This window comes from Flavobacterium anhuiense (genome assembly GCF_900101855.1).
Taxonomy (GTDB): Bacteria; Bacteroidota; Bacteroidia; order Flavobacteriales; family Flavobacteriaceae; genus Flavobacterium; species Flavobacterium anhuiense.
The window spans coordinates 631273-644508 of sequence record NZ_FMVC01000003.1; the positions used below are offsets into that span (position 1 = coordinate 631273).

11 protein-coding genes are annotated in these 13236 nt (G+C 34.6%); 3 read left to right on the plus strand and 8 right to left on the minus strand.

Annotation, left to right across the window (positions count from 1 at the left end):
- Positions 1 to 121 precede the first annotated feature (121 nt).
- Complete coding sequence (locus BLP44_RS10640; protein ID WP_008463174.1) at positions 122 to 616, minus strand: TlpA family protein disulfide reductase; 495 nt, start codon at positions 614 to 616, stop codon at positions 122 to 124.
- A gap of 307 nt (positions 617 to 923) precedes the next feature.
- Here BLP44_RS10640 and BLP44_RS10645 point away from each other — a divergent pair, with 307 nt between their 5' ends.
- Together BLP44_RS10645 and BLP44_RS10650 are read left to right on the plus strand one after the other, a co-directional pair.
- Positions 924 to 1226, plus strand: coding sequence for an ArsR/SmtB family transcription factor (locus BLP44_RS10645; protein WP_008463172.1), 303 nt, complete (start codon positions 924 to 926; stop codon positions 1224 to 1226).
- A 7-nt stretch (positions 1227 to 1233) separates the two neighbouring features.
- Positions 1234 to 2340: an NADH:flavin oxidoreductase gene (locus BLP44_RS10650; RefSeq protein ID WP_008463171.1), complete on the plus strand. Its 1107-nt coding sequence runs from the start codon at positions 1234 to 1236 to the stop codon at positions 2338 to 2340.
- A 249-nt stretch (positions 2341 to 2589) separates the two neighbouring features.
- On the opposite strand, the gene BLP44_RS10655 is transcribed toward BLP44_RS10650, so the two are convergent.
- The 4 genes from BLP44_RS10655 to BLP44_RS10670 all read right to left on the minus strand — a co-directional run bounded on the left by BLP44_RS10655 (position 2590) and on the right by BLP44_RS10670 (position 8764).
- On the minus strand, positions 2590 to 3723 hold the full coding sequence (locus BLP44_RS10655) for an acyltransferase family protein (protein ID WP_091132662.1): 1134 nt from the start codon (positions 3721 to 3723) through the stop codon (positions 2590 to 2592).
- Positions 3724 to 3844: 121 nt separating this feature from the next.
- A complete protein-coding gene (locus BLP44_RS10660; protein WP_066034973.1) occupies positions 3845 to 4492 on the minus strand; it encodes a DUF1349 domain-containing protein in 648 nt (215 codons plus the stop codon).
- Between the two features lie 202 nt (positions 4493 to 4694).
- Positions 4695 to 6911: a glycoside hydrolase family 3 C-terminal domain-containing protein gene (locus tag BLP44_RS10665; RefSeq protein ID WP_066034974.1), complete on the minus strand. Its 2217-nt coding sequence runs from the start codon at positions 6909 to 6911 to the stop codon at positions 4695 to 4697.
- A 206-nt stretch (positions 6912 to 7117) separates the two neighbouring features.
- On the minus strand, positions 7118 to 8764 hold the full coding sequence (locus tag BLP44_RS10670; RefSeq protein WP_244511744.1) for a DUF6377 domain-containing protein: 1647 nt from the start codon (positions 8762 to 8764) through the stop codon (positions 7118 to 7120).
- A 115-nt stretch (positions 8765 to 8879) separates the two neighbouring features.
- On the opposite strand from BLP44_RS10670, the gene BLP44_RS10675 reads away from it, so the two are divergent.
- The gene (locus tag BLP44_RS10675; protein ID WP_091132668.1) at positions 8880 to 9224 is read left to right on the plus strand and encodes a 5-carboxymethyl-2-hydroxymuconate Delta-isomerase; all 345 of its coding nucleotides are present in this window, start codon (positions 8880 to 8882) and stop codon (positions 9222 to 9224) included.
- Between the two features lie 121 nt (positions 9225 to 9345).
- Here BLP44_RS10675 and BLP44_RS10680 read toward each other — a convergent pair whose 3' ends face one another.
- The 3 genes from BLP44_RS10680 to BLP44_RS10690 form a co-directional block, all read right to left on the minus strand.
- The gene (locus tag BLP44_RS10680) at positions 9346 to 11604 is read right to left on the minus strand and encodes an acyl-CoA dehydrogenase family protein (RefSeq protein WP_091132672.1); all 2259 of its coding nucleotides are present in this window, start codon (positions 11602 to 11604) and stop codon (positions 9346 to 9348) included.
- A 95-nt stretch (positions 11605 to 11699) separates the two neighbouring features.
- On the minus strand, positions 11700 to 12488 hold the full coding sequence (locus tag BLP44_RS10685) for an SDR family NAD(P)-dependent oxidoreductase (RefSeq protein WP_211516880.1): 789 nt from the start codon (positions 12486 to 12488) through the stop codon (positions 11700 to 11702).
- Positions 12489 to 12551: 63 nt separating this feature from the next.
- On the minus strand, positions 12552 to 13127 hold the full coding sequence (locus BLP44_RS10690; protein ID WP_091132676.1) for a Crp/Fnr family transcriptional regulator: 576 nt from the start codon (positions 13125 to 13127) through the stop codon (positions 12552 to 12554).
- Positions 13128 to 13236: the final 109 nt, after the last annotated feature.

Genomic DNA, 13236 nt, shown 5'->3' on the forward strand with positions numbered 1-13236 from the left:
CTCGCAGATTTGGCAGATTATGGAGATTTTTTCTGCTATTTATAAAAAATTAAATCTGCTCAATCTGCCAAATCTGCGAGAGAAAATCTTTTAGATGAAATACTTTGCGGTTAAGGAAAATTTATTGTACTTCTAAAAGTTCTTTAATTTTAGCTTCTAAAGCTTGACCGTGAATATTTTTTGCTAAAATGATTCCGTTTTTATCGATTAAAAAGTTCAAAGGAACAGATTGCAGCATATAATCTCCGACAACAGGAGACTGCCAATATTTTAAATCACTAACATTCGTCCAAGGCAGTTTTGCTTTTGCGATTGCTCCTGTCCATAAAGGTTTTTTAGTATCCATAGAAACTCCATAAATCGATAATTTGTCTGGATAAGCATTATGCAATTTGATTAGCAATGGCTGTTCTTTAATGCAAGGTCCACACCAAGAAGCCCAGAAATCAACTAAAACTAATGAGCCACGCAAAGAAGAAAGCGCAACTTTCTCTCCTTTTGTATCCGGAAGATCAATTTCTGGAGCAATATCTCCAACATCTACGCCTACTACTTGAGCTTTAGAATTAGTAATTACACAGCATAAGAATGCTAGAATGAGTACAGTTTTTTTCATGTTTAAGTTTATAATTTAGATTATGGGGCTGAAATTTATATCTCGCAAAGTCGCAGAGGCGCTAAGTTATATAATTAAGTATGGATTCGGCTAAAGCCTTCTCTCTTACCCTTTTTTAACCTGCATCTAAAGCTGGAGGCAATAGATTAAAAAACTTTGCGACTTCGCGTCTTTTACGAGATTGTTCTATAGGCAAATATAAATTTTCTTTCACAAAACATCTAGTTTTCTGTATTGCCAATCATAAAATTATACTAAATATTTTTCTTCAAATCCATATATCGGGAAAAGTCGATATATTTGCGCCATGGAAACGATAGAAATTTTTAAAGCATTATCCAATAAATCCAGACTGCAAATGCTGGAATGGTTAAAAGAACCGGAAATTAACTTTCCTGGTCAGCTAGAACATGCCGGATTTGAGCATGGAGTCTGCGTTGGGCAGATTCAAGCCAAAGCTGGTTTGACACAATCAACCGTATCTGAATACCTGTCTATTTTACAGCGCGCTGGTTTTGTCGAAGCCAAACGTGTTGGACAATGGACTTATTATAAACGTAACGAAGGTGCCTTTGAAGCACTTAGTAAATTAATTCAATCTAATTTGTAAAATTACTATGAGTACAAACAACCTATTCTCGGAGTTTAACTTAAAATCGTTAAATCTGAAAAACCGAATTGTAATGGCGCCAATGACGCGCTCTTTTTCTCCTAACGGAGTTCCAACCGATGAAGTCGCAGCTTACTACCAAAAAAGAGCTGAAGGCGAAGTTGGATTAATTTTGTCTGAAGGAACTGTTATTGACAGAAAATCATCTTCTAATGATGCTAATGTTCCTCACTTTTATGGCGATTTAGCTTTAAATGGATGGAAAAAAGTGATTGATGGAGTTCATGCTGGGGGCGGAAAAATGGGACCGCAAATCTGGCATATGGGAATTATGGACAACCATCATTCTGGATGGGTTCCTCCTGTTCCTTTTGAAGGGCCGTCTGGATTAAACCGACCTGATTTTAGAAACGGCGTTGCCATGACTGAAAAAGATATTGAAGATACTATTCTTGCTTTTGGAAAAGCTGCTGCTGATGCCAAAAGATTAGGATTTGACACTGTTGAAATTCACGGTGCACACGGTTACTTAATTGATCAGTTCTTTAGAGCTGAAACTAACTTGCGTGATGATATTTATGGCGGAAAAACGTTGCCAGAACGTAACCGATTTGCAATTGAAGTAATTAAAGAAGTGAGAAGACAAGTTGGTGATGATTTTGCAGTAATTATGCGTTTTTCTCAATTCAAACCTTCTGACTACAACTATAAATTGGCAAAAAATCCGCAAGAATTAGAAGCTTGGCTTACTCCTCTTGTTGATGCCGGAGTTGATATTATTCACGCTTCACAACGCCGTTTCTGGGAACCAGAATTTGAAGATTCTGATTTGAACTTTGCAGGATGGGCTAAAAAAGTTACTGGAGCGCCAACTATTACTGTTGGTTCTGTTGGGCTTTCTGGTGATTTCTTCGGTGCTTTTGCTGGAGAAAGTTCGCAACCAACTTCTTTAGAAGAATTAAACAGACGTTTCGACAGAGGCGATTTTGATTTGGTTGCCGTTGGAAGACCGCTTCTTTCTGATCCAAATTGGGTTGCTAAAATCAAAGCTGGAAAAACTGATGAGTTAAAAGGTTTCAGTAAAGAAGCTTTAGGACAATTGGTTTTAGAATAATTTTTTTTTTTAAGGTTCAAAGGGACAAAGAAACAAAGTGGCAAAGGTTTTCTGCTAAACTGCTTATTCTTTATCTTGTTAAATAAAAAAACACAAAATAGAAAGGGATGAAGTCAGACTTCATCCCTTTTTGAATATCTATAACTAACAAAATTTAGAAATTCATTTTTTTTTAGGTTCAGGCTTGCAGAGCTACAAAGGGACAAAGTATAAAAACTTTGCGCCTTTGTCACTTTGTTACTTTGTACCTTATTTAGACCTTTTTTGAAATTTTTTCACAAGCCAGTTTCTTACTGGTTCATCGTATAATTTTAAGCATACAAATGCTAGTATGATACTTACTATCAATACTCCTATTCCTTCTAAATAGCCATTTTCCATGGTCACTTTGTTGTCTACAACCCAAGCTGTAAACCAATAAATCAATGGGTAATGTGTGATGTAAATTGGATATGAAATATCTCCTAAAAGTTTGCAGATTTTCAATGAAAATTCATTTTTAATTTCTCCCCCTGCCCCGATTGCTACAATAACCGGAAAAACAAAAATGATACAGATCGATTCGTATAAACCATTTATCCAAAGGCTATTTTCGTCTCCTAATCTTGGTAATGCCAGAACAATCGTGATTAAAATACTGCAAACCCAAAAAGCATTTTTTACATGGATTAATTTCCCTAAACGGCATAATAAAACTCCAGCAAAAAACGGGAATAATAGACGGGTAAAGCCAACATTCATTTGCTCTAAATTCAGAGACCATCCTCCAATTACATCTCCTTTAGGGCCAAATACTGTATAATTAATTAACAGTCCGGCAAATATCAATACAAAAACTGACATTACTTTATTCGAAAATTTACGGAAGATAACGGCGTACAAGACGTTTGCAATATATTCGAAAAAAAGTGACCATGCCGGACCGTTTAAAGGATGCATTTCTCCCCAACCTCTAATTTCCATTGAAGGCGGAATTGGCAATAAGGTGAATCCTATTACCATGGTTAAAATAACTTTCCAGAATTCCATTCCTTTAATCATCGGAAACAGTATGTCTGAAGCTTGAAAATAGTAAAATATTGCCCCAATGATCATTCCAAGAATTACCATTGGCTGTAAACGGATTAAACGGCGTTTGTAAAACTCCCATTGGCCCATTTTACCCCAGCGGTCATCGTAGGCATAAGCCACAACAAATCCAGATAAAAGGAAAAAGAAATCAACGGCCAGATATCCGTGATTGATTATTTGAACAAATCGATTGCCACCAGCAAAAGCTTCAAAAATATGAAAAGCAACTACTAAAATAGCAGCAACACCACGCAAACCATCAAGTATTTCGTAGTGTTTTTTGGGTTTAATATCAACTGAAATTGAACTCATTTATGTTTGGTTTAAGGTTAAGTTAGGTTTTTAATTTGAAGATTTTAGATTGCAGATTTTAGATTTTCTACATTCTCAAAACCCCATATTTTAGTTTGGAATTTAAAAATTGAAATTTAATCTACTGATGATTTTTAAGCCACTCTAATCTTCTTTGGTCTGGAAGATGCTTTACAGAGAAATTTTCGAATTTTGCTTCAAAACCTTTTCCGTCTGGCGAAGCAGCCATTAGACCCACCATAACTGGCGTATTGTCTTGCAAAGGCGCATTTCTGGTTAGGATGTAATTTTTATCATCAAACGAATAAAATACCTCAACAGCATCTAATCTTCTCACAGCTTTAATCCAGATAAACGGCGGAGCTTTTTCTAAAGTTGTCACACTCCAATCGCTTTTGTCATGCGTTACAACAGTGCTGACATTAAATTTTCCGTCTACAAATTCTACTCCTGTTTTAATATAATTCTTTTCGTCAATACGAATCATTAATCCCATCTGATCAAAACGAGCAATATAATTTCCCGTCAATTTTACTTTCGCTTCAAACTCGCCTCCATAAGTTGCGTAATAAAAAGGCGCATCATCTACCGTAAAACCATAATGCGAAATTCTCCAGTAATCGCTGTTTGCAGTAACATTCATAATTAAAGCATTGTTTTTAATTTCCCATTTTTCAGGTTCATTAAACCATTGCATTTTATTCAGGCTTTGTGCTGAAATATTTTTCGCAAAAAATAAAGTCAATATTGCAATCGTAATTTTTTTCATGTTGTTTCTTTTTTTACCATTAAGATATTAAGAAAATTAAGTTTGACTTAATGAATCTACTCTTAATGCTTAAATATTAAGAAAATAAAGCTTCTCTTTATGTTTCTTAATGTCTTAATGGTGAATTTTTAACCAAAAGCAAAGCTGCAAATTTTTACACTTGCAGCTTTACAAACCAACCAATTTTTAGAAATAAAAAAACTTATTTAAGTGAAAAATTCACTTTAGATTTAATATCTGTCGAAGAAGCCCCAATAATCGCTTCAAAATCACCAGGTTCAGCAACCCAGTCATGTTTTTTATCGTCAAAGAAACTTAAAGCCGATTTATCAATTGTAAATGTTACTGTTTTTTCTTCACCAGCTTTAAGAGCTACTTTTTCAAATCCTTTTAATTCTTTTATCGGACGTGGCAATGAAGATTTTAAATCTGAAATATATAATTGTACCACTTCAGAACCTTCTCTGCTTCCTGTATTCTTTACGTTTACTGAGAATGTGATTTTATCTCCAGCATTCACTTGCTTTTTGTCTGCTGTAACTTTTCCATAAGCAAAAGTCGTATAGCTTAAACCGTGTCCAAAAGGAAATAAAGGTTTGATTTTGTTTTTGTCTGTCCAACGGTATCCAACATAAATGCCTTCGTTGTATTTTACGTCATCACCACCTGGAAATTCTCCTAAAGCATGAGCTCCATTATCAGATAATTTTACTGGGAATGTGAAAGATAATTTTCCTGATGGATTTACATCTCCAACCAATACATTTGCCAAAGCATTTCCTGCCTCTGTTCCTAAAAACCATCCTTGCACAACTCCCGGAACTTCTTTAATCCAAGGCATTGCCACTGCATTTCCAGAAATATTTACAAAAACAATGTTTTTATTTACTTTCGCTAATTCGCTGATTAATTTATCCTGACCATAAGATAAATTCAATTCTTTACGGTCGTGTCCTTCATCATCCTGATTTGGACTTTTGTTTAATCCTCCAATAAAAAGAACAATATCAGCATCTTTAGCTACTTTTAAAGCTTCTGCAGTCAATTCAGCTTGAGGACGTTTCTCTTCTAAACTTACTTTAGCCACAACGCCGTTGTAGTTGCTTGTAGGGTCTCCAACATAACCTCTTGCATAAACGATTTCAGCTTGGTTTCCGATTCTTTTCTTTAAACCTTCAAGCGGAGTGATTTCGTATCTTGCTTTAAGTGAAGAACTTCCTCCTCCAACTGTCATCATTTTAATGGCATTTTCTCCAATTACAGCTATCTTTTTAGTTTTAGAAAGGTTGATTGGCAGAATATTGTTGTTGTTTTGTAATAAAACGATTCCTTCTTCAGCAATTTTGCGTCCTGCCAAAGCATGTTCTTCAGTTCCAAAAGATCCGAAAGGACGGTTTCTGTCCATTGTTGTCAAGAAAGATAGACGTAGAATGCGACGTACTTTTTCGTCTAATTCTTTAGTTCCCACCTCACCTTTTTTGATCATTTCAGCGTATGGTTTTGCCAAATAATAGTTGTCATAAGCATTGCTTGTTCCCCAAGAAAGACCGTTTGTCCATGAACCAAATTCCATATCCAAACCATTGTGGATTGCTTGCTTCGTATCATTAACTCCTCCCCAGTCTGAAACTACAACTCCTTTGAAGCCCCATTCTCCGCGAAGAATATCATTTAATAAATATTCGTTGTGGCAGCATTGCTGTCCTTTATATTTGTTGTAAGATCCCATAATTGACCAAACATTTCCTTCTTGAACAGCCGCTTTGAAAGCAGGAAGGTAAATTTCGTATAAGGCACGATCGTCAACAATTACGTTCACAGAATTACGGTTTGTTTCCTGATTGTTTAAAGCAAAATGTTTTACACAGGCAGCAACGCCGTTTGACTGAACTCCCTTAATATAAGGAACAACCATTTTGGCAGCTAAAAACGGATCTTCTCCCATGTATTCGAAGTTACGTCCGTTTAATGGGCTTCTATAAATGTTTACACCAGGTCCTAATAATACGTTTTTGTTACGGTAACGTGCTTCTTCTCCAATAGATTTACCATATAAAGAAGCCAATTCTTTGTTCCAAGTTGACGAAAGTGCTGTAAGCGCTGGAAAAGCAATACAAGAATCGTTTGTCCATCCTGCTTGATCCCATTCGTCCCATTTTACCTCTGTACGAATTCCGTGTGGCCCATCGGTCATCCAGTTTTCAGGAATTCCAAGACGTTTTACACCTGGAGAACTAAATTTTGACTGCGCATGAATCATGGCGATTTTCTCTTCGGTCGTCATTCGTTTAAGCGCATCTTCTACACGCTCTTCAATCGGTTTTTTATCGTCTAGATAAACTGGCACTTTGTTCTGAGCATTCATTCCAGCAGAACTTAGTAAAAGTAAAACAACAATTGTTTTAACGTTTTTTAACATAACAGTAATTATTAAAGCATTAGTTCATTAAGTGGGAAAAGTCTTCTTGAGAAAAACTTTTATATCATATTGTAAAACTAAAACGTTATCGTACAAGTTACATTTTTAGACTAAAAAAAGTAGTAGATAAAAAAATTAAAATATTGATTTTCAAATATTTAAAAATTAAAAAGCACTAAAAAAAGTAGTAGTTTTAAAATAAATATTTACGCTTTCAAAGCCATTGAACCGATTTTCATGACCATTTCTTCGAAATCATTTCGCGAAACTGCAGCCTTATTTCGAGCTCTTGTACGATAGTTGTAAATTGTGCTTAAAGAATAACGTAAAAATGCCGCTATTTTAACACTGTCCGTAATTCCGAGTCTGATTAAAGCAAAAATTCGAAGTTCTGTATTTAGCAATTCATTTTGCTTGAGAACAATCTGTTCTTCTGGAATTAATAAAGCATTAAAATCTTTGACAAATGTAGGATATAAGTTTAAAAAGATAATATCGAAGTTTTTATACAATTCTTCTAACTCATTATCAACCAAAGTAGTTGATTTTAAAATTTTATAAATTTCATCAAATTGTTTTGCTGTAGCTTTCTTGTTTAGAATAATGCGGTAATTTTCGAGCTTATTGATGTAAGTTGAACAAAGATTAAAGAAATGCGCAATATATTCTTCTTTAACCAAATTAGACTCAGACAATTGCAAGTTACTTTCCTGAAGCTGGCTGTTGGTTTCGGTAATATCTTTGTTTAATTCAGCTAATTTCTGGCTGGTTTCGAAAAGTTCGGTTTTAATTCTCGAAACCTTTTTCATCTGTATATACACATATATAACTGCAACGATCAAAAATAAAGAAAGCAGACTAATGCAAAGCAGATAAATTTGCAATTCGCTTTTTCGCTGTGCTTCTCGTTCTAAATATACCGTATTGATAATCGAATATACTTCTGACATCAGCAAAGTTCTAAACTGAACATTGCAATAAAGTGCATCTTCAATAGCCGATTGGGTCAGTTTATACGCCATATCTACATCACCGATTTCGTAAAAAACCAAAGCTAATTCTTGCAATGATGCATTGTCTTTATTGGCATTTTTAATATCCGAAGTCGCAGAGAGCGCGTAGTATTTTTTTCTGGCTTCTAGATCATGTGTAGCTTCTCCTATTTTACCCAACAGATAAGTAATCATCGCGTATTGCGGGTTTTCCTCTTTTGTTTTATTCAATAAAACCAGTAACTGCTTTTTGGGATCATTGTATTTTTTATGAATAAAAATATCTTGCTGAATTCTATTTATTTGATATTCTAAGGTATTCGGGTTGAGAACACTTAATAATGAATCTCGATATTTGCCAATCTGTTTTCTATATTCGGGGCTATAACTATTAGCCGCATAATGCTCAAAAAATTCGCGATATGAAATGTAATAATTAGGAACCAATGAAAGAGCCAAGTTCTTTTTGTTGATATTTTTCAGAATGGCTTCAGATTCACGGTATTTTCCAGAAGAAGAATAAAGCGTTACGAGTTGTAGTTGGGCTAAATCGTAGAGCTCTTTATCCTGAAGTTCTTCTGCGATTTTGAGATTCTTTTTTACGTACTGAATAGCCGAATCAGAATTTAGTTTCTGATATTCTAAATACAGTGTTTTATTGTAATTGTATTCCTGCTCTTTAGTAAGATTATCTGATTTAATTTTCTTGAAATTCAGAATTCGCTCTTCTTTAATCTTAACGTAATGCTGTTTATTTTTGATTGCCTCGTTTAATTCTTTTAAAATAGCATCTGTGCTCTCTGATGCAAAAAGAGGAAAGCTGATAAGAACTATAAAAAGGGACAGAAATAGATTTTTCAAACTAACAAAAAAATTAATAAGATGTACAAATATAATAAAGTGTAAATTCAATAATATTACAAGTATCCTTTTTTATAATTTTGTTACAGCAAACCTTATCTAAAACTTAAAAATTATGCCACACTTTATAATTGACTGCTCAGAAAATGTATTACGCAGAAGAGCTGCAGATGAGATAATGCAAGAGGTTTTTGATGCTGCTTTATCGACGAATCTCTTTATCGCTTCTGAAATCAAAGTACGCATTAATCCCTTTACTTATTATAACAACGGAAATACCTTAGATGATTTTATTCATGTCTTCAGCTATATTATGGAAGGAAGAAATAATGAGCAAAAGGGTAACCTATCAAAAGTAATTGTCACAAAATTGAATGCTCTGCTTCCAGAAGTTCCCGTAATTTCAATTAATGTAATGGAATTCGAAAAGTCTAATTATTTCAATAAAACGATGGTGTAAATATATTTAAGATATAAATATACTTATATCATTGAATGCAACTTCATAAAAAAAACTTTGTCAAAGTTTTAAACTTTTACAAAGTTGCTTCAATTCTTATATCACTTATATGGTAAAAAAATTAGACCGCAATTGGCGCCGCTAAACAGCTTTCAGGAATATCAAAAGCATTTACCAAAGCCACAGCATCTGGACGAATATCCCAACAAAGCTGATTCACCATTTTACGAACTGCTTTCGTTTTAACCGCTTCCATATAACCGTCTTCTAGATACCAAGCTTTATTTTTTTCTATTGTTGAAAGCGCGTACAACTGATTCAGTTTTGTCAAAATTGCTTTTGATGGTTCATCCTCAACCGCTTTTATTGCAATCTGAAATTGTTCTAAAACTATTCTTTCCAGATACGCCTGCGCTACGTCAATCATTTGATGTTGCACCACATTAAAGGCGTCATAAGGTTCTAATCCGCCATCAATTAATTTCTTGATACGTCTCGCTGCCGAAGCCAAAATTGTTTTTTCTCTGTGCACAAATGCCTGAAGATGAAACTCTGCATCCAATAAATGTTCGTCTTCTGTTCTTCGAGTTGCAATTGGGTTTTTCTCTGCAATAGCTGTTTTTGCATTTTCGTAGACATAATTAATAATTCCCAACGATCCCATTTCTCCAAACGCCTTTCGGAATTCTGCCAAACGATTTTTAGCCACTAACTGCATCAAAACCGTATTATCGCCTTCAAAAGTAGTGTAGATTTCAGTGTCGTTTTTAAGCGCGTCGATTCGGTTTTCAGACAAATAGCCTTTTCCTCCGCAGGCTTCTCTGCATTCCTGCAAAATATCTCTAGTGCTCCAAGTAGAAAAAGATTTCATTCCCGCCGCCAAAGCTTCAATTTCTTGCATTTCGGCTTCGGTTCTATTTAAAAATCTATTCGTTAAATATTGCAGCGCAAAATGAATTGCGTACGTTTTCGCTAAATGTGGCAATAATCTACGCTGATGCATTCTATAATTTAAAATTGGAACCTCAGATCCACCTTCTGGCCCGAATTGTCTTCTTTGATCGCTGTAGCGAATGGCAATTGTCAATCCAGATTTTGCTACTGCTAAAGCCGAACGCGGAATCCCAATTCTCCCTCCTACCAAAGTGCCTAACATTGTAAAAAATCTACGGTTATCACTCGGAATCGGGCTTTCGAATTCTCCTTTATCATTCACAGAAGCAAAACGATCCAGCATATTTTCTTTCGGAATCACCACATTATCGAAACTAATCGTTCCGTTGTCTACACCATTTAATCCCATTTTATGGCCGCAATCGCCAATTGTCACGCCATTTAATACATTTCCATCAGAATCACGTAACGGAACCACAAATGCATTTACGCCATAATCATGATCATCAATAATAAGTTTAGCAAAAACTGTTGCCATTTGTCCGTGAACAGCTGCGTTTCCAATATATTCTTTTTGTGCGTTTTTGTTTGGGGTATGAATAGTAAAAGTCTGATCGCTATGATTGTATGTCGCTGTGGTTTCCAGACCTTTTACGTTCGAACCATGATGTGTTTCTGTCATGGCAAAACATCCAGGAAGTTTCAGCGAACCAATATCTTTTAAATATTTAGCATAATGTTTTTCGGTTCCTAAAGATTGAACGCTCATTCCCCAAAGCCCAAACTGAACTCCAAATTTAATTACCAGACTCAAATCATGATAACTCAGCGTTTCCATAATCGCAAAATAATCGGCTATGTTTTCTCCTCCTCCATATTGTTTTGGATATGCCATATTTCCGAGATTTTCATCGGCTAGAATCTTGCACCATTTATAGACAGTCTGTCTGAAAACATTAATATCGGTAGAAGTTTCGTAAGCAAATTCAGGTCTTGAAATAACCGATTTTACTCTTTCGATTATTGCTGCTTCTTTTCCATCCAAAATTTGAGTGATTTTCTGAATATCAAAACTGGCATTAGTTTGAGAATTGGCTGTAAAAGAACCTGCTTTTGTCTTGAAATTTTGCAATGCTTCTTCTCCCAAAATTCCTAAATCATTTTCTAATTTTTTAAAATCAGATTCTATAGGAGTTAAATCTAGATTACTTCCTGAAAGTGCTTTTGCAATATCAAAAATAGACTTGATCGAAGAGGTATCCTGAATACTTTTTTCAATATCCAATTTCCATTGTGTGAGTTCATTTCGTGAAGGCGGATTTGAAATATCTACTTTAGAAAGCAAATATTCTTTTTCGTCTGGAGACAAAACATTTAAGGAATTTATAAACTCTTTTAAGGTTGCAAATTCTTTCTGCGTCAGTAAATCATCTGACCAGACTAAATAAAATAATGGAGTAAAGGCTTGAAGTTTGGTATTTTGCATAACGAATCTTAAAATTAACTTTTGTTAAATTAAAGAAATTTATGGCTTAAAGTAAGTTAAGGTTCTCTTAATAAATCTGAACAAAGTTAAAAAAATCAGCCATTCACCTTGCTGTTCATCATGCCGGTTACCACTTTTATCATAGTTTTTCTAGTGAGAAATCTTGGCAAAAATGATTGTGCATAGTTCATTCTTCCAACAATTTTAAAGCTTTTGTTTTTAAGCAATGCTTGGATACCTTGTTTTGCAACTGTTTCTGGAGTATCGGCTGCCATTCCGTTGGTATTGGCTTTTGCCACGGCCTGAAAACCTGTTGTGGTATTGCCTGGACAAAGTGCGGTAATGGTAACGCCCTTATGATTATATTCTCCATATAATGCTTCTGAAAAATTAAGCACAAAAGATTTGCTTGCACAATATGCGGCAACATACGGACAAGGCTGTAAAGCTCCTGTTGAAGCAACATTTATAATTCCGCAATCTTTTTTCTTTATCATATCTGGCAACACCAAATAGGATAATTTAACGAGAGCATTGATATTGATTTCTACCATATCTTCATACTCTTCCATTGTCTGGTCAAGAAAATTAGTCCACTTGCCAAAACCAGCATTATTAACCAATAAATCAATAGACAATCCTGCTTGTTTGATATTGTCATACAATTGCTGTGGTGTTTCTTTTTTAAGAAGATCACCCTCAAAAACGTTTACTTTTACATGATAAGCCGCAGCGATTTTTTTGGCTAATAAATCTAATTTATCTTTTGATCTTGCTGTTAAAATCAGATTTGCACCTTGTTTTGCCAATTCATACGCAAAAGCTTCTCCGATTCCAGATGATGCACCCGTAATGAGTGCCGTTTTGTTTTTTATTGTTTTCATTTCTTTTATTATTAATGATGGGGCAAAATTCATTAATAACTAAACCAACTTACTTGACCTATGTTAGGAAATGAGTTTTTTTCTGATTCGGCTTAAACTTTCAGGTTTTATTCCAATAAAAGAAGCTATGTATTGTAGCGGAACATTCTGAATAATATCAGGATTATATTTGAGCATTTTCAGATATCGCTCTTCGGCAGAGAGATTAATAATATCTTTTGTACGCTGTTCGTTATAGATTACAGACTGCTCATAAGTGATTCTAGCAAAATCAGCCCATTTTGGGCTTTTCTGGCATAAAATATCAAGATCGTTTTTGGTAATCCTAAGCACGTCGCAAGGAGTAATGCATTCTATATTATCTGTCGAAACTGTTCCGTTTACAAAGCTATTAAAAGAGGTAATAAAGCCAGACGGACAATTGATGTGAGTGGTAACCTGATTTCCGTCTTCGTTGTAAAAAATTCTAATAAAACCAGAATTAATAAAATACAGATATTTAACTGGTTTGTTTTCAACTTCTAATAAATGTCCTTTTTCACAATTCACAGACTCAAAAAAAATTTCCATCATTTCCTCATCAGCATTATCTATGTCGATCATTTCATGAACTAAATTTAAAAGTCTGTTATTTCTCATTACAAAAAGGTTCGGTTTTTATTGTTTTTTTTACGCTTTAGCGCATAAAAAAACAGGAATGAAATATACTCATTCCTGTTTAAACATCCTGTTAAGATTCTGACAATTT